We start from the raw sequence: 18,633 nt of genomic DNA, 5'->3' as shown, positions 1-18,633 counted from the left end.
TGTGCGTAGGCAGGCAATAGGCAACAGTCAAGAAGGCTTCTTAGTTGTACTGAGTTTTTTCAGAAATCAAATATGAGTCCTATATCAGCACTCAGTATTGTAAATAGGAGGTGATCATGTGTACTGAAGCATTCAATCATGAAATATCGCTTTTACGTCAGCAAAACGCTCAATTGCTGCAACAGCTAGAAGCATTGCAAGACCTTTATTCAACTACATTGTTAGCCCAACAGCATCAAATTTGGGAATTAGTTACTCAGGAAGTCCCCCTATCAACAGGATCACAAAAGTTACAACTGATAGAATTACAGTCAAAATTGGAGGATTATTCTACCTTTGTGCGATCGCCAGAGAAAATTCACGAATGGCATCGCCAAGGTAAGGCAGCTGCCTTGGCTGAGAGTGAAGCTAACTATCGCCAGCTAGTGGAAAATATCAGCGACCTGATTTTTTCTATGTCACTACAAGGCACTTTTACTTATGTCTCACCGCAGTATAAAAATGTTTTAGGCTGGGAACCTTCAGAACTACTTGGTCAACCCTTTGCCCCCTTAGTTCATCCTGATGATTTACCCTTGGTTCAAAGAAGCATCCAAGAAATGATGGAAATCAATAGGCAGCGGATCGTAGTAGAATTTCGCCACCTGCAAAAGGATGAAAGTTGGTGCTGGATGAGGGCAGTGGCTTCGCTAATTTTCGACTCAAACGGTCAAATCACTGGTTTTCATGGTGCTCTCAGCGATATCAGCAGTAGCAAACAAGCCGAAGAATTAATCAAAGCCTCGCAAGCAGAATTACTCGCCTTGTTCAACGCTATGCAGGATGTGATTCTTGTCTTAGATGCTGAAGGACGATACCTAAAAATCGCTCCTAGTAGTGCGCCCTTACTCTACCAACCTCCTACAGAACTGGTGGGCAAAAAAATTCATGACGTTTTCCCCCCTGATTTTGCCGACTATTTTCTCAACTCTATTCAACAAGCACTATTAACTAAAAAAACTGTGAAGCTAGAATATAGCTTGCCAATAGGTGACCAAGAGGTTTGGTTTGAGGCGAGTCTTGCCACAATGAGCGAAAACACCGTTGTTTGTGTAGCCAGGGATATTAGCGAGCGCAAACACATGGAAGACCAACTGCGACAACAAACAGAAAATTTAGCACAAACTCTTCAAGAACTCAAACAAACTCAAGCACAAATTATTCAGGCAGAAAAAATGTCCAGCCTGGGGCAACTTGTTGCTGGAGTTGCCCACGAAATCAACAATCCCGTTAATTTTATTCACGGTAATCTCAGCCATCTTGAGGAATATACTCAAGACCTACTGCGAATAATTCGCCATCAGCAGCAACAGTCTGGTAATGAGTCGGAATTTCAGGCTTTGTGTCAGGAAATTGACCTAGATTACATCGAGGAAGACGCACCGAGAATATTAAGTTCGATGAAAGTTGGCACTCAACGCATCCGTCAAATTGTGCTGTTGCTACGAACCTTCTCACGTATGGATGAAGCCGAGTTTAAGGCAGTGGACATTCACGAAAGTATCGACAGTACCCTAATGGTATTGCAACATCGCCTCCAAGAAAAAACAAAACTTCCAGCCATTCAAGTCATCAAAAACTACGGCACATTACCTTTAGTGGAATGCTATGGCGGACAACTAAATCAGGTGTTCATGAATATTTTGGGGAATGCCATTGATGCTTTAGAAGAAGGTAGGAGGCAGGATAGCGTAGCGGTAGCGAGTCTGCGAGCGTCGGCAGAAGGAGATTCAACCCCAGATGAGCGGGAGACTATTGAAAATGGACAATTGAGAATGCACAATTTAGCATCTGGATTGTCAACTCCGATGATCACCATTCGGACTTCAGCGATAGATTCAGGCTGGGTAAAAATTGCGATCGCTGATAATGGAATAGGTATGTCAGAACAGATTCAAAAACAAGTTTTTAATCCGTTTTTCACCACCAAGCCTGTGGGTAAGGGAACAGGTATGGGAATGTCTATCAGTTATCAAATTGTTACAGAAACACATGCTGGCAAACTGGAGTGTCAGTCAACACCAGCAGAAGGAACAGAGTTTATCATTACAATTCCGATTCAGCATTAAAATAATTCGTAATTCGTAATGACGCTCTTTATGTTCGCGTAGGGTGTCGTTCGCGGTAGCGTTGCGTAGCAAAGACAGACGCTAAAAGCGTAGCTTGCTTAAGAGGATGTTTGAAAAGTCATGATTGATGTATAAATTTTTTTTGGCTACAATTGCGAATTGCGAATTGCGAATTGGTTTCATGGAGCCAGTGACTTGATTGTTGGGGTCAATCTAAAATCTAAAATCTAAAATCTAAAATTGTTTGACTATTGACTAATAGCTAAACAATCAGTTTCAGCCCACCAGGTATAAATAGGTGTGTCGCGGTCAGGTAAAGCACCAAAAGTATTAGGTTGCAACACATTTATCCTAACGCCATTGGTTAATTCCACAACATAATTAACATGTGTGCCCAAATACATAACATTGACCAGTCTTCCTTCAAAGCAGTTAGCTGGCAAATTGGGTGGATAAAGCGAAAGTTGTATTTTTTCTGGGCGCACACTTACCACCACAGCTTGTGATAATTCAGATGGTGTATCTTCAGCGCGGCTAATGATAATTGAGAGTCCTGTTTTCGTTGAAATTTGCACATTCGAGGAGTCTACGCTGACGATTTCACCACTGAATAAATTAGTATCACCAATAAAATCAGCAACGAAGGATGTCTGGGGACGTTCGTAAATTTGGCTGGGAGTGCCAACTTGTTCAATTTTGCCTTGATTCATCACGGCAATGCGATCGCTCAAAGACAATGCTTCTTCCTGGTCGTGTGTCACCATCACAAAGGTTAATCCCAATTCTTTGTGTAAATTTGATAACTCAACCTGCATTTCCTTACGCAGTTTTAAATCTAACGCCCCTAAAGGTTCATCCAGTAATACGACGGTGGGACGGTTGACTAGGGCCCTAGCTAAAGCGACCCGCTGCTGTTGACCACCAGAAAGCTGATTGGGAAAACGCGATCGCAAACTTTCCATTTTCACGAGTTTTAAAGCTTCTTGAACTCTAGCTTCAATTTCCGATTTGCGTAATTTTTTTAGCCGCAGTCCAAAGGCGATGTTATCCCAGACATTCAGGTGGTTAAATAAAGCGTAACTTTGAAATACAGTATTGACGGGTCGGCGGTAAGGCGGCACATTAGTCATAGACTGACCCTGAATTAACACCTTGCCAGCGTCAGCGATTTCAAACCCAGCAATTAAGCGCAGCGTTGTTGTTTTACCACAACCGGAGGGGCCTAAAATACTAAAAAATTCTCCTTGTCTAACATCCAAGTCGATTCCATGTACTGCTGGTTCTTGATTAAAAAACTTGAAGACATTACGCAGTTCAACATCAAGTGGCTGAAGACTTGTTATCCCCCTCTGATTCTGCATGACAATTTGAGCCATAATCCTCAGTAGAATGCCGTGATTTTATGAGATTTTGTCAATTGATGTAGTCTTTTGGGCAGACTAGATTTGACACTTTGGTTTATTGTATCCGCCAAAAACAATTGTTCAAGAATATACTCACCCGATTCTTTTATGCTCAGTACCGAATGTTGACAAAAAGCAAATTTAAGCACTTTTTTTGTACGTAGACGTTCTTTGATTAAGCTAATAAGTATTAAAATTGCATATTAGCAATTGCTAAAAGGCTGGCTAAGATTGTGTTTATTCATTTTGAATTTTGAATTATTTATGTCTTTATTCCCATCAATTGGCGGCAAAAAAGATACACGTACCGTTGGACGTGGTTTACAGCCGATATTTTTAATTATATTTACTCTACTGATGATCACTGGGATCAGTGTTCGTTTGGCATATTTGCAAATTACTGAAGGAGCAAGCCACCGAAAACGAGCCGAGTCCAATCGAATTCGGATGATCCCCAAACAACCAGAAAGAGGCAATATCTTTGACCGCAATGGCAAACTTTTAGCCAGTACTCGCTATCCTCGCTCTGTATATTTGTGGCCGATGGCACATACCAAGCCAGCATGGTCGGTTGTGGGATCACGTCTATCTCAAATTCTCGACGTTTCTCAAGAAGAGATGGAAAAGAAATTAGAAGAGGCAGGTGCTAATTCTTCTTCACTGATTCGGGTCGCTCGTGACTTGAACGAAGCGCAAATCACAGCATTGAAGGAGTATCAAGCCGAACTTCAAGACGTGGAAATTTCTACAGAAGCGGTTCGCTACTATCCCCACGGCAAGCAATTAGCACATGTATTAGGCTATACGCGAGAACTTACCGCCGAGCAGTTAAAACAAAAGAAGCAGGAAGGCTACAGATTGGGTGATGTGATTGGTCAAATGGGAGCCGAAAAAGCTTATGAAAAAAGTCTGCGGGGTGAATGGGGTGGTCAGCAAGTAGAAGTGGATGGTGCAGGTCGGCCGCTCCGGGTTTTGGGGGAGAAACAGGCAAAATCTGGTAACGATTTGCACTTGACTATAGATTTAGATATGCAAAAGACAGCAGAAAAAGCTTTGGGCGATCGCGACGGTGCGATCGTGGCCCTTGACCCCAAGAACGGTGCGGTTTTAGCAATGGTATCTCATCCCACCTTTGACCCAAATATTTTCTCGAAGCAGAAACTCACCCAAAAAGATTGGGAATTTGTCCAAGGTGCTGATCATCCTTTGGTGAATCGCGCCCTCAGCGCCTTTCCCCCCGCTAGCACCTTCAAAATTGTCACCACCACAGCCGGGTTAGAATCAGGTAAATTTTCTCCTAACACAGTCTTACAAACCTACGGCTCCTTAACTTTTGGTGGTACCCGATTTGGTGAATGGAATCATGCCGGATTCGGGCCATTGGGTTTTGTCGGTGCAATGCAGTGGAGTAGTGATACCTTCTTTTATCAAATTGGTCGGGGAGTTGGCGGCCCAACTTTAATTGAATGGACTCGCAAGTATGGATTTGGTAAAACAACTGGCTTTGAGTTTGCCAACGAAGAAGCAGAAGGTTTAGTACCAGATGAGAAATGGAAGCAGAAAGCTTGGAAGATACCTTGGACTGTAGGCGACAGCATTAATATGTCAATTGGTCAAGGTGCTTTACTAACTACACCTCTGCAAGTCGCCATCATGTTTGCCGTACCTGCTAATGGTGGCTACCGAGTCCAGCCGCATTTGCTTAAAGACAACGAAGAAGCAAAAAGCTGGCGAGAATCTTTAAATATGAAGCCTACAACCATCAGTGTTCTCCGTCAGGGACTACGGAAAGTAGTATCTGAAGGTACGGGTAAAGTTTTGCAGCAGCCAACAATTCCCCCAGTCGCGGGTAAAAGTGGTACCGCCGAAGCCTGGAAGGGTCGTGTTAAGCAAAATCATGCTTGGTTTGGAGCCTATGCACCGGCTGAACAGCCCGAAATTCTGATTGTGGCATTTGCTGAACATTCCGGCGGTGGAGGTGGTAGCATTGCTGCGCCCATGATTTTACAAATTATGGAGGAATATTTTCAGCGCAAGTATCCGGGGAAGTATCAGAAACCAGTGCCTGAGAATATAGTAAACAGCCGTCGGAGTTGATTAACTTATCCCCTGGTTTGAAGCCGGGGGATTTCGAGTCATTGGTCATTAGTCATTGGTCATTAGTCATTGGTGTCAACTTAACGCAAAAACTATGTCCCGCAAGGAACTTCAGTTCCAAGAATCATAGCTATGAGCCAGAGAATGAATTCTCTGGCGGGTTATGAAGACCGCAGCAAAGTTATTTCTAGCTTAAGTTGACACCAATGATATCTGTGCGCCTCTACTTCAACAATCAAAAACTTTCAATAATTAACTCTTATGGTTAAAAAACCAAATTTTAATCTTTTCATAACCAAAAATTAACCAAAATTTATCCGGTATCAGCTCTAGACTTTTTGAAGTAGACATTGTACAAAAAAGCTAGACCGTACAGGATGCAAATTACATGAGTCGAAAAGTCAGCAAAGTGTTTAAACAGTCTGGCGTAATTCCTTATAGAGTGAACAATGGCAAAATTGAAATCTTGCTAATTACGACCCGTAACTTTCAACACTGGGTTATTCCGAAAGGAGATATTCCTAATGGCATGAGTCCCCCTGCTTCAGCAGCTAAAGAGGCGTGGGAAGAAGCAGGGGTAATTGGGCAAGTAAACGCCAATGAACTGGGCACTTATAAGTACCGCAAACGAGGCAAAATTTACCAGGTCAAGATGTATTTGTTACCAGTTGAGATGCTGAGTGAAGATTATCCAGAAGCAAGTAAAAGAAAACGGCAGTGGGTAGAAGTGAATAAAGCTATCAGGCGGGTTAAGTTTAATTCACTCAAACGAATCCTGAAAGGTTTTTTCCAGGTCAAATCATACTTTTGTGCATTTCAACAATAATTACTAATAACGCTGGCAGACTCGCTACCGCTGCGCTAACGTAATTCGTAATTAAAGTAATAGCATAGGAAACAAATTACACACATCATCTCGTAGATAGCCTCATAAGTAATTATGAATTGCTAATATTATCTGTTGCTTGAATCAAAGCACTACGAATTCCTGGTTCACTCATCGAATGTCCGGCATCAGGAACCACAATAAATTCGGCTTCTGGCCAAGCGCGATGTAATTCCCAAGCTGATATCATTGGGCAGACTACATCATAACGTCCCTGAACAATTACAGCCGGAATATGGCGGATACGGTCTATATTTAAGATTAATTGATCTTCGGTTTCTAAAAATCCCTTATTCATAAAGTAATGGCATTCAATGCGGGCGAAAGCTGAAGCAAATTCACTCTCGCCAAACTTTTGCATAAGTTCTGGGTCTAAGAAAAGTCTACTTGTACTACCTTCCCAAATTGACCAAGCACGCGCTGCTGTTAATTGAATTTCTAAGTCTGGACTGGTCAACTGCTTGTAATATGCTGCGATTAGATCATCACGTTCATCTATGGGAATCGGTTTGAGATATTCTTCCCAAGCATCAGGAAAAATATAGCTAGCACCCTCTTGGTAGAACCATCGCAACTCTTTTTGCCTCAGCATGAAGATCCCACGGAGAATTAGCCCCGTGCATCGAGAGGGATGGGTTTGACTATAGGCTAATAATAAAGTGCTACCCCAACTTCCACCAAAAACCGCCCACTTTTCTATACCTAAATGTTGGCGCAGTTTTTCGATATCACTGACTAAATCCCAAGTGGTGTTTTCTCTTAATTCAGCATGGGGCGTACTTTGACCACAACCGCGCTGGTCAAACATCACTATCCGCCATTTTTCTGGGTGGAAATATTGCCGATAAAAAGCTGGACATCCACCACCAGGGCCGCCATGCAGCACAACTATGGGTTGACCTTGGGGGTTACCTGACTCTTCAAAATGAATGGTATGAAGGTCAGAAACCTGTAAACTACCTTCTAAGTAAGGCTCGATTGCTGGGTAAAGTTCTCGCATTTTCGATATTTTATCAGAAGAATTCAGAATTCAGGAGTCAGAATTCAGTATGAATTTTGTACGAGTGGGTGATAGCGTCGGCGGCAAGCGAGTATTTTCGAGTCGCGTCTGAATATTGGCTAAAAGCTCGTCCCTGCTGGGCGTACTCGCCTTAAAACTCTATCCCTTTATGGGTAGAGTTTTCTGAATTCTGAATTCTGACTCCTTCTTTATCAGTAATGTTGTCATAGCGATCGCTAGCTTTTTGGAACCAACTTCAGTAATTCATGTCGGTACGATTGAATACTATTTATATAAAAGCTACCGTACTCTTCCTGTCAAGGAATTTTAACAGATGTGTCCAGTCGGTGTTCGTACTAGTCACTCAACTCATGCCTTAGAAACTGGTTTGGCAAAGCTTTGGCTGATATTGGTGGGAGTCAACCAATATCAGGATGAACAAATACCCTGTTTGCGTTACTCAGCATTGGATTGCCAAGGTTTAGGAGAAGCATTAAATGCTGCAACTCAAGGATTTCCGCAAAGGGATGTGAAGATTCACAACGATTTTGCTCATCAGCAGCCCCTATTAGAAAATGTCCGTACCAGTCTCAAACAAGTAGCATCTGCAACTAAATCTATTGACACCGTTCTGTTTTATTTTTCTGGACATGGGATGCTAGAGCCATCGAGTCAGCAGGTGGTATTGTGTCTCAAAGATACTCAAAAAGACAACTTAATAGAAACTGGTTTGAAGTTGCAAGAGTTATTGCAATTATTGGAAAATTGTGCCGCCCAGCAGCAACTTGTGTGGCTGGATGCTTGTCATAGCGGTAGCATGACCTTATTGGGTGCTAGGGGAGAAACACCAATAGATCCGCAACTCAACCCCACACAAGAATTAGTGGAAGTTCTGCGACAACGCGCTGCTAAGAGAAAAGGATTTTATGCCTTACTATCTTGCGATCAAGGGCAACAATCTTGGGAATTTCCGCAATTAAAACATGGAGTATTCACCTATTACTTAATTCGGGGACTGCGGGGAGAAGCGGCTGATTCCCAAGGCATTATCGAAGCGGATGGACTTTATCGTTATGTTTATCACCAAACTCTCGCATATATAGATAAAGCTAATCAGCAACTACGGGTGATTAATCAGCTAAAAAAAGGTCGCGGCGAAAACCAAATTCATCCAGAATATCCATCTCAAACGCCGAAGCGAATTGTCGAAGGAATCGGAGAAGTGATTTTAGGACTCAAACCAGACAAAACAGTGTCCCCACGATATCCACGACAGGCGTTAGTTATAGAGGGACTTCCTAAGAGCAAGAGTGCTTTGGCTTTGGGTAAAATACTCAGTACATCTGGTGGCTTTGAGGTAAATTATTGGACTATTAGCGAAAAAAACCCTGCTTCGGATGTCCGCAAAGCGATTCAAAAATGTTTGTTAGCTGAATCTTTTTCCGAGTCACCCACTAGCAGCAATTCTATAGAAGAAACCGCAACTGTATTTTTATACTTGCGAGGGCAGATTCAAGAAACTGAACAAGGAGAAGCAGTATTAGTACTTTCTGATAATGTTGTACTGAATCGTTCCTGGTTGAGAAAACAGCTGCGCCGATGTCGATCGCAACAAATTATCATCCTGGATTGCCCTGTGGGAATGCACACATGTGCATCTCTACGCGATTGGGTGGAAGAATTGCAATTGGGACTCAATGAACAATGTTTAATTGCTGCTGCTGCGCCACCTCCAGAGGGTGAAAGATTTGCTTCTTCCTTGGTAGATACCCTCAATGTTGCTATTCAAGCATCTGGACTCACCGCAGCAGCTTGGATTACACAATTACAAGTAGAACTATCACGCACCGATATCGAATTATATTTCTGGTTATTTGGTTCTCAAGGTGTGATTGAAGTCTTACCAGGAAAAACTTTGTTTTCGGGCGATCGCTCTGAACAAAAAACTGAAGATATAGATGATTTGAGTTCATCTGTGGGGATAGATTACACTCAATTGCGGGATTTACTTAAAGCTGGGAGATGGTTAGAGGCGGATCAGGAAACTACAACTCTCATATTGAGGATAGCTGGTAGAGAAGAAAAACGCTATCTTGATTTAGAAAATGTAGAAAACTTTCCTTGTATCGACTTGTGTACTATTGATACTCTCTGGGTTAAGTATAGTCATGGACGCTTCGGTTTCAGCATCCAGAAGCGGATTTGGGAGAGTATTAGAGATGTTTCTGCCAGCGATCCTGTACTAGCTTTGATAATTGGTAATGGTAATGTTGCTGCTTCCCAAACTTGTATTGATTTTGCCAATCGCGCTGGGTGGCGTTTAAAAGATTCCTGGATTGATTATAGTAACTTAATTGTGGAAGAAGATGCTCCCAATGGGCAGTTACCATACTTTGGTTTTTTTGAGCAGGTTTGGCGGTTAAAGCTATTAGGTGTTTGGGAATGGCATAGTGCGATCGCCACAGCTTCTTGGTGGCGATTATGTGTTGCTTTATTCTCTCGCATTGAGACTTGCCAAATTAAATAAACTTGGGGATGGGGCATTGGGCATTGGGAACCCCAACCAAATCTTACTCATATTTTCTTCTCTAGTCCCCAGTCCCCAGTCCCTAATCCCCAGTCCCCAGTCCCCTATCACCCTCAAAACTCGGAACTTCGAGGCGAGAACCTGGAATGTTGCGTGAGAGTCTATAACTTGTGTGTACACACGATCCGCTTGCAATAAAAAGTAACGTGGATATATTTTGTACACACAAAGATACTACTTTCAAAAAGTTTGCTACAAGTAGTGTTATTTATGATTGTCATAATTAAAACAATTGACTCTCAACTATCAATGGTGAACTCTACCCTCGTTGTCACACTCTATGTCAACCCTATGACGGGGAATGATACCAATACAGGTTCACGGTTGAGTCCGTTTAAAAGCCTCAGCCGTGCCTTAAAAGTAACCAAAATCCCGACGATAATTCATCTGGAATCGGGGACTTACAGCACCGCTAGTGGTGAGGTGTTCCCACTGATCATCCCTGAAGGGGCGAAAGTGGTGGGTAACGAAGCGAACAAAGGTGCAGGGATTTTAATTTCTGGGAGTGGCGAGTATCAAAGTCCCAGCTTTGGTATACAAAATATTACGCTGCTCTTGGTAGATAATGCCAGTCTTTTAGGTGTTACTGTTACCAATCCCTCACTCAAAGGTACTGGTATCTGGATTGAATCGGCTGCACCTACTTTAGCTAACAATACTTTGAGCAACTGTGGGCGGGAAGGTGTGTTTACCACTGGCACTGCCAAACCCGCAATTTTAGATAACATATTTGTGCAAAATACTGCTAGTGGGTTAGTGATGGCAGGTCATAGCCAGGGAGAAGTACTGGGGAATGTATTTCAAAGAAACCGTTTAGGCATAGCAATTAGTGACTTTGCCGCTCCGGCGATCGCAAATAATAAGTTATCAGAAAATCGCACGGCGATCGCACTCTCTCGCAACGCCCAACCTGTGCTGCGTGAAAATCTCATTGCTAAAAATACCCAAGGTGGTCTATTAATCAATGGCAATGCAGTCCCCGATTTAGGTAATACCCAAGATCCCGCTGATAATATTTTTCGTGATAATAGTGAATTTGATTTAAAAAATGCTACTACACAAAAGCTTATTTCCGTAGGTAATCAATTAAATCCTACTCTAGTCAAGGGCTTAGTCGAATTGCTCCCAAGCAATAAAGTAGCGGTTAGCACTAGTTCCTCTAACGCCCCAACAGAATCCCCATCTGAAAAACTCCCCGCCTTTCCCCAACTAGATGGACATTGGGCAGAACCATTTATTCAGGCATTAGTGAGGATGGATTTAACTCATGCTTTTGCTGATGGTAGCTACCAGCCAGATAAACCCATGACTCGCGCCCAGTATGCAGTTCTGGTGGCGATCGCTTTTAACCCATTTCCCAAAATCCCGGCCCCTGATTTTACCGACGTACCCAAGGATTTTTGGGCTTATAGCGCGATCCAAATCGCAGCTAGCGGTGGCTTTGTTGGCGGATTTAGCGATCGCACTTTCCGCCCCAATCAAAATGTGCAGCGGCTACAAGTGATTGTCTCCCTGGTAAACGGACTAGGACTACCAGCTGTTGATAGCGATGTTTTAGAACTATATAGCGATCGTCATACCATTTCCGAATACGCCCGCAAAGCTGTTGCGACTGCTACACAACAAAAAATCATCGTTAATTACCCAGATCCCCAGCTACTTGCACCTTCACGTCCGACAACACGTGCCGAAGTCGCAGCAATGGTTTATCAGGCATTAGTAGCCATTGGACGAGCGCCTGCGATTAAATCAGTCTATGTGGGGTTGCATTCTAGAAGTTGACAAGTAGAATAGGAAACACTGCTTATCGGCTTGTAACTATTGGAAAAAAACCATGTAGTTAAAAGCACGTTAGGCTAATATGCGATGGGTGACCAATCTTAGACCTATTGCCTAAAGCTAATAGCCCCATGTTAACAACACTTCCAGACACCTCTGCCAACTTGGCGATCGCCTTATTAATTAACTATAGTTTCGATCTCAGTGGGTATACTGCCAATGAGCTAGTTGAGCGTTGGCAAACGCAATACCCGCTGAATTGGCTACACCTGGCAGTGATTGAGGCACTCTATCAAGGTCGTTATAAAGCGGTTTCCGTGCAGCAAATCTTAGTATTTTGGCAGCGTCGGGATCAGGCTACATATCATTTCAACATGGAATTTGAACGGATGATTTGTAGCAAGTTTCCCCAAAGCTTAACCTCGTCACCTGTACCAGCCTTACCGCTAGCCAAGAAAAACCCCACTGTCGAGAGAATGACGAGTCCTCAATTACCACCAGCGAAGATTGGCAATGGCTATCAATACAGCAATACTGCAACCCTACAACTCAAAAGTTCTGAACCAAAGACATCTTTGAGTGAGGAAGAACAGAAGCAGGAAGATAGAGATCATAAAACTGTCTTGAAGTCTCCGCTTTCTGGGAAATTTGCCTCTTCGGCAACCCTTGAGCGATTATCTGCTGTCAGCCAAAGGCAAACTTCACAAGAAAGTCCACCGCCTTCCCCATCACCAAGCCATCATCAACGACAGCCAAAACTGCTGCCACCTGCTGCTATTCATGCTCCTATCGGGCAATTTACTCCAGAAAAAAGCGATCGCTCTGACTCTTTTACATCTAAACTCAAAGCGATGTCTGCCGAACAGAATGGAAGTGTGAGGAGTGGGGAGTAGGAGGAAGATGAGCAGGGGGAGCAGGGGAAGTAGGGGAAGTAGGGAAGCAAGAGTAGGATAACTAATGCCCAATGCCCAATGCCCAATGCCCAATGCCCAATGCCCAATGCCTTTTAGGTTTTTAGGCTGTAATTAACTCCTTAAAGCGCTCATCATCGGCAATATCATCAAAATCTAGGTCAGTTGTTGCGTCTTCTTTATACCTGGGATTAAGTTCAATTGCTTGTTGGAGAGATAGCAGAGATAGTTCAACTTGTCTTTGCAGTGCGTAACAGGCTGCTTTGTTGTAATGGGCACTGGCGTAATCTGAATTAATTTCTAAGGCTTTGTTAAAACTAGCGATCGCTTCATCATCGCGTCCCAATCTCACCAAAGTATAACCGCGTTTATCCCAGATTTTGGGAGAATTGGGTTGGAATTCTAAAGCTTTATCCAAAGATGCTATTGCCTCTTCATATTGTTCTAATGCTACTAGGGAAAGGCCGCGATTTAACCAAGCGACTGCATCATCAGGCTTGATTTGTGTAGCTTTGTCAAATGAAGCAAAGGCTTGCTGATGCTGTTGTAAGTTCCCAAAAGCAACGCCGCGATCGCACCAAGCTTGATGATAATCTGGCTGAATCTGAATCGCTCTATCATAAGATGCGATCGCATCTTTGTAGCGTTTCAACCTTCCCAGAGTTAGACCTCGTTTTAACCAAGCCACAGGTTCATCAGCTTGGATTTTAACCGCTTGGTTGTAAGCTGCGATCGCATCTTCATAGCGCCTTTTAGAAAACAGCGCATCTCCCTCTTTTACATACTCATCAGCAGTTAATTCGGTTTGTTGTGGCTGTTCCTGTATCTCTTCCTCAACTTCAGAATTAACTACTTCTGTGGTAGATTCAGGTGTAATTTCAGTTAATTCTTGAAGGATGAGATCCTTTCTTTCTTGAGCATCCAATTGTAACTCAGAGAGTTGAGAGACAAACTCAGTTTCTAATCTTTCTAACTTCTCCAAAATGAGAATCTTTTGTTGTTGAGCATTCCATTGTAATTCTGAGAATTGCGAACTAAACTCAGAACCAGATTTCTCTAAATTCTCAATAATTAGCTCTTTCCGCTTTTGAGCATCTACTTGTAATTCCGATAGCTGTTCAGCAAACTCTGACTGCAATGCTGCTAAACTCTCAACAACTTTATTTTTTTGCTCCTGAGCATCTACCTGTAATTCAGATAATTGAAACTTCAATTCTCTATCTAACCTTTCAAATGTGATATCTTTTTGTTTTTGAGCCTCTATCTGTAATTCTGATAGTTGTTCTGCAAATTCAGATTGCAATTTTGTTAAACTTTCAATAGCTATATCCTTTTGCTTTTGAGCATCAGACTGCCATCCAGAAAGTTGAGATGTGAATTCAGACCTTGATACTTCTAAATCAGCAACCGCTAATTCTTGCTTCTGTTGCACGCCTAACTTTAAATTAGACAATTCCTCTGCCATCACAGATGCTAATTTTCCTAAATTCTCCAGTGCAGTATCTCTTTGTTGTTGAGCATCAAACTCTAACTTAGATAGCGTCGAAGCAAATTTTGACTCTAAAATTTCTATATTTTCTTGAGATTTTTTGAGTTCAGTTTCTAATCTACTTAATACCTGTGCTTTAGCTAAAGCTAGCTCAGAAGTAAGGATAGATACATTTTCTTCTTGTTCATTTTTAATTTTTTGTTGTAAAGCGACCGTTTCCTGTTCTAATTCATAATTTATTTTTTTAGCTTCTTGAATAACATTTTCAGCCTCTTGCTTAACAGTAATTAGCTGATTTTGCAAATTTTCCATTCCCTGCATTTGTTGCATTGCTCTATCAACAATTTCACGGATTACCGCCCTTCGCAGAAGCCAAAATAAAGCAATGATTGCGACTGGAAATAGACTTAATATAACTAGCCAGATATTAATTAGAATAGTGGTACGGCTAAAAGCCCTCTTTAAATCAGATTGAACTTGCTTTTCGGCTCGTAGTCGCGTCAATTCTTCCCGTTCCTGATTCGATAAGACTGGAGTAGGAGTTAGTGCTGGGGAAGGTGATGGTGCAGATTGTCCACTGGCAATAGTAGCATTTAGCACTAAAGGGAAAAAAACAATAGTGCTTTTTACAATTAAAGCGAAAATAGCTTGATTTTTGCTCTTCATAACAACCATCTCAGTCTCTTGGTCAGTTTTTGAAGCGGCGTGCCTCTCTCCAATCTATAACAAAATTCAGTAGTTAATAACTCAATACGGTTCGGATAAGCATTTTGAACTCAGAATTACCTTTGGGAAAAGGTTACTGGGTTTGGGTTCAAGGTTTTTTATTCCCCCCTTCCCCTTGAAGCAAACCGTATTGCCTAATAACTATAAAGGGTAGGCATATTGCCTACCCTACAAATAAATTCATTTACAACACAATCATGATTGAGGATTTTATCGTTTGCGCTTCAGGACTGAACTAACCCCAAAAGTACCAAATGCCAATAAACCTAATATAGAAGCGGGTTCTGGAACACTTTGGCTAGATGCGGTGTATTTGATATCGCCAATACCGATACCGTGGCTATCTGGATTTCTAGTACCGATATCATCGCCATCGGTAAAGACCAACTCAAAACGATCAATGGCACTAGCAAACTTCACTAACACAGTACCGAAATCTCCGTTAGTAGCATCTGAATCAAATCCTATACCATCAAGAGTGTAAGCATCGACTTGCTGGATAGTATTTTTTTGACTTAAAACTGGATTAAAAATGGCGTTAACAACCTGATCTCCCAAAAATCCCTTCAAAATCACCCTATCTTGCTGGGGACTCAAACCCCCAAAGTTCCTTGACATAAGTAATCAGACAGAATTAATTACACAAGTTTTTTTCTGTAACCTTTAACCTGTAACCTGTTCCCTATTTCCACCAATGAATTTAATTGTGTCCGACTACTTGTAAGTACTGGTTGAGTGCAGATGATTTTTACCTTACTCAGGAATTCAGCACTTTTCATACTAAGGTAGGCATCTTGCCATCCTTCAACTAACATCAGATTATGTAGGAAAAGCAGATTACTTTACCTAAAATTTATTTAACAAAGGCGGTAGGAAATGAGTCGCATAAATCCCTATACACTGCAAATGCAGATTACCAGAATGTTTGAGCAGGGACAATCCTTATTTGCCACAACCAAGGTGCAGGATTGGTTAAAAGAACGCAAACACAATCCGCTAGATTATGAGATTATTTTTCATCAAAAACCTGCGCCCCCTGGTTCAAAAGAAGTCATGGTAGTGGAGATTGAATTACGTCGTAAAGATGGACAACCTGTAGATCCTTGGTTGCAAGAACAAGCAAATCTCCATGCCTGATTTTAGCAAATAGCAATTTTCAATTTAAATTCAGATTATCTGAATAGAATTCAGGAGTCAGGAGTCAGAATTCAGAATGTTTTCTGTATGACTGGCGGATAGCGCAGCGTATACCCTTCGGGATGCTTCGCTTAGAGCGAGTAATCGAGCGTCTGAATAATCGGCGTTTTTGTACCCCCACCAAATTAAAAATTTGGTGGTGCAACAATTCCTACGCCGGTCTGAATCCCCGACTGATAGCGTACTCTGTAAGAGTTGCAAGCTACGCTTTTAGCATCTCGTAGAGAAGCGTTAGCGAGTCCGCGATAGCGGAGCGGTAGCGAGTATTTTCGAGTCGCGTCTTTATTCTGACTCCTGAATTCTGACTTCTGAATTCTTCTTCAACTGAATAGAATTTACCAAAATAGAGCATTCCCAATTGCGGAATGCTCTTTATTATCATTGTATTAATGATAAATACCTTTTAAAATCATCAATCTGAAAAAACTCAACTTTGAAAAAAGTATATAGGCAAATTTTACTTCTAGCTCTGTGCTTTTGCTCTTTCTGTAGTAGCTTGCGATAAGTCGTTATATGTGTAAGGTTATCAAAATCACCCGATCAGGTGATTCTAATGGGTGAGGTATAAGAAACAAAAAACATCGTATCTTGAGGCTATAAATGGTTGCTTGGCAGACCAATTTATAGTCTCAAAAATCAGGAAGTAGATAATGACTGTAAACCAAATTATTGGAGATTCACAAAAAAAGATTTATGCCAACTTTGGTAAGCGCTTTTTTGCCTGGATGATGGCTCAAAGTAGCAGCACCTATGATAAAATTGTAAGTGAGCGCAAACGTTCTCTTTTTGCCAATCTTCAAGGTAAAGTTTTAGAAATAGGCCCAGGAACAGGCCCTAACCTTCCCTACTATCCTAAAGACATCCACTGGATAGGAATTGAGCCAAATCCACACATGCATTCTTATCTGCAAAAACAAGCAGAAAAGCTGGGTTTAAACATCGACCTTCGCATTGGTAATGCTGAATGGCTAGATGCTGAAGATAACACTATAGATACTGTTGTTAGTACCTTAGTTTTGTGTTCAGTGCCGAATATAGATTATACATTACAGGCAATTTTAAGAGTATTAAAACCAGGTGGACGCTTCTTATTTATTGAACACGTCGCCGCACCTCAAGGAAGTTTATTGCGACAACTACAAAGCACAATTCGTCCGATTTGGAAAGTGATAGGTGATGGTTGTCATCCAGATAGAGAAACTTGGATAGCCTTAGAAAAGGCTGGTTTTACTAGTGTGAATTATGAGCGATTTGACGCAAAATTGCCGATTGTTAGTCCTCATATTATCGGCATAGCAACGAAGTAAAAGAACTTTTTGGGGTTACTGAGTTAAATTGAATTAAAATATTTTTCCTTGTTAATACTCCATCCATGAAGGCATGGAGTATTCTGAATACTGAATTCTGACTCCTGACTCCTGGCTTATGGATTTTCGCGCAGGAAAGTGCCAATCTGATCTAGTTCCTGTTGATTGAGGCGAAATTCTCCAGCACCGATGATTCCTTCCACCTGCTTTGCATTGCGTCCGCCCACGATCGCAGCTGTCACCGCCGGATTGTTTAAAGTCCAAGCGATCGCCACTTCACCGGCGGAGCGATCGTGTTGTTGACCAATATGCTGCAACACCTCGACTAGCTTCAGATTACGAGATAGACGTGGCTCCTGAAACTGATCGCCCTTCTTCCGCCAATCATCATCTGGTAAATTGGCAATCCGTTCAGGTGTCATCTTTCCTGTAAGCAAGCCAGATTGCATAGGTGAATACACAATCACACCGATGTTGTTTTCCTTACAAAAAGGCAGAATTTCCTTCTCGACATCGCGCTTCACCAGTGAATAAGGTGGTTGCAATGAGGTAACTGGTGCAATTTCCTGGACACGTTTCAACTGTTCTACATTAAAGTTTGAAACCCCGATATAGCGAACCTTACCTTCATCCTTGAGCTTGGCGAGAGTTGTCCAACCTTCTTCGATGTCTGAGTCAGGGTTGGGCCAGTGGATTTGGTAGAGGTCAATGGTTTCAATGTCGAGTCGGCGAAGACTATCTTCAACTTCTCGCCGCACAGAATCCGCCTTCAGGCTGCGACCCATTTCACCTTTTTCATCCCAGATCAGTGAGCATTTAGTGAAAATGTAAGGGCGACTAGCTCGACCTTTGAGTGCCTTAGCAACAACCTGCTCAGAATGTCCCAGACCATAGATAGCTGCGGTGTCAATCCAATTAACGCCAAGGTCGAGAGCGCGATTGATCGCTTCAATAGATTCCTGATCATCCTGCGCTCCCCAACCAAAAGCCCATCCACCTCCACCGATCGCCCAAGCACCAAAGCCGATTGGGGTAATGTGAAGCTCTGAATTACCAAGCTGTGTAGTTTGCATATCTACTTTCTTCAAGAATCTTTGAATCAATTGCTAGTTTAAGCTGGAAATATTTTCTCAGCAGCTATCT

Annotated in this window: 13 protein-coding genes; 8 read left to right on the top strand and 5 right to left on the bottom strand. The window is 42.2% G+C overall.

Going from position 1 to position 18,633, the window contains the following annotated elements:
• Positions 1 to 116: 116 nt before the first annotated feature.
• Entirely contained in the window at positions 117 to 2,108 is a 1,992-nt protein-coding gene (locus tag RRG12_RS20585) for a PAS domain-containing sensor histidine kinase (protein ID WP_420760543.1), read from the top strand.
• Between the two features lie 248 nt (positions 2,109 to 2,356).
• Here the strand turns inward: RRG12_RS20585 and RRG12_RS20580 are convergent, their stop codons facing one another.
• A complete protein-coding gene (locus RRG12_RS20580) occupies positions 2,357 to 3,484 on the bottom strand; it encodes an ABC transporter ATP-binding protein (RefSeq protein WP_420760542.1) in 1,128 nt (375 codons plus the stop codon).
• A gap of 291 nt (positions 3,485 to 3,775) precedes the next feature.
• Here RRG12_RS20580 and mrdA point away from each other — a divergent pair, with 291 nt between their 5' ends.
• Positions 3,776 to 5,608 carry a penicillin-binding protein 2 gene (mrdA, locus tag RRG12_RS20575; RefSeq protein ID WP_420760541.1) on the top strand — a complete coding sequence of 611 codons (1,833 nt, stop codon included), beginning with the start codon at positions 3,776 to 3,778 and terminating at the stop codon, positions 5,606 to 5,608.
• A gap of 388 nt (positions 5,609 to 5,996) precedes the next feature.
• A complete protein-coding gene (locus RRG12_RS20570) occupies positions 5,997 to 6,434 on the top strand; it encodes an NUDIX hydrolase (protein WP_420760540.1) in 438 nt (145 codons plus the stop codon).
• A gap of 112 nt (positions 6,435 to 6,546) precedes the next feature.
• Here RRG12_RS20570 and pip read toward each other — a convergent pair whose 3' ends face one another.
• Positions 6,547 to 7,494, bottom strand: a complete 948-nt coding sequence (gene pip / locus RRG12_RS20565) for a prolyl aminopeptidase (protein ID WP_420760539.1) — start codon at positions 7,492 to 7,494, stop codon at positions 6,547 to 6,549.
• Positions 7,495 to 7,828: 334 nt separating this feature from the next.
• On the opposite strand from pip, the gene RRG12_RS20560 reads away from it, so the two are divergent.
• From RRG12_RS20560 to RRG12_RS20550, 3 genes are all read left to right on the top strand, one after another.
• Entirely contained in the window at positions 7,829 to 10,021 is a 2,193-nt protein-coding gene (locus RRG12_RS20560) for a GUN4 domain-containing protein (RefSeq protein ID WP_420760538.1), read from the top strand.
• Positions 10,022 to 10,330: 309 nt separating this feature from the next.
• Positions 10,331 to 11,863, top strand: a complete 1,533-nt coding sequence (locus tag RRG12_RS20555) for a DUF1565 domain-containing protein (RefSeq protein ID WP_420760544.1) — start codon at positions 10,331 to 10,333, stop codon at positions 11,861 to 11,863.
• Positions 11,864 to 11,991: 128 nt separating this feature from the next.
• Positions 11,992 to 12,753, top strand: a complete 762-nt coding sequence (locus RRG12_RS20550; protein ID WP_069069947.1) for a hypothetical protein — start codon at positions 11,992 to 11,994, stop codon at positions 12,751 to 12,753.
• Between the two features lie 121 nt (positions 12,754 to 12,874).
• Here RRG12_RS20550 and RRG12_RS20545 read toward each other — a convergent pair whose 3' ends face one another.
• Complete coding sequence (locus tag RRG12_RS20545; RefSeq protein WP_420760537.1) at positions 12,875 to 14,926, bottom strand: tetratricopeptide repeat protein; 2,052 nt, start codon at positions 14,924 to 14,926, stop codon at positions 12,875 to 12,877.
• Between the two features lie 270 nt (positions 14,927 to 15,196).
• Positions 15,197 to 15,604, bottom strand: coding sequence for a PEP-CTERM sorting domain-containing protein (locus RRG12_RS20540; protein WP_420760536.1), 408 nt, complete (start codon positions 15,602 to 15,604; stop codon positions 15,197 to 15,199).
• Positions 15,605 to 15,862: 258 nt separating this feature from the next.
• Between RRG12_RS20540 and RRG12_RS20535 the strand changes: the two genes are divergently transcribed.
• On the top strand, positions 15,863 to 16,123 hold the full coding sequence (locus tag RRG12_RS20535) for a hypothetical protein (RefSeq protein ID WP_069069950.1): 261 nt from the start codon (positions 15,863 to 15,865) through the stop codon (positions 16,121 to 16,123).
• Positions 16,124 to 16,833: 710 nt separating this feature from the next.
• A complete protein-coding gene (locus RRG12_RS20530; protein WP_420760535.1) occupies positions 16,834 to 17,490 on the top strand; it encodes a class I SAM-dependent methyltransferase in 657 nt (218 codons plus the stop codon).
• Between the two features lie 116 nt (positions 17,491 to 17,606).
• On the opposite strand, the gene RRG12_RS20525 is transcribed toward RRG12_RS20530, so the two are convergent.
• A complete protein-coding gene (locus RRG12_RS20525; protein ID WP_069069952.1) occupies positions 17,607 to 18,563 on the bottom strand; it encodes an aldo/keto reductase in 957 nt (318 codons plus the stop codon).
• Between the last annotated feature and the right edge of the window lie 70 nt (positions 18,564 to 18,633).

It is taken from the genome of Nostoc sp. CALU 546, from assembly GCF_048836525.1.
This window is presented reverse-complemented; position numbering and strand designations above follow the sequence as displayed.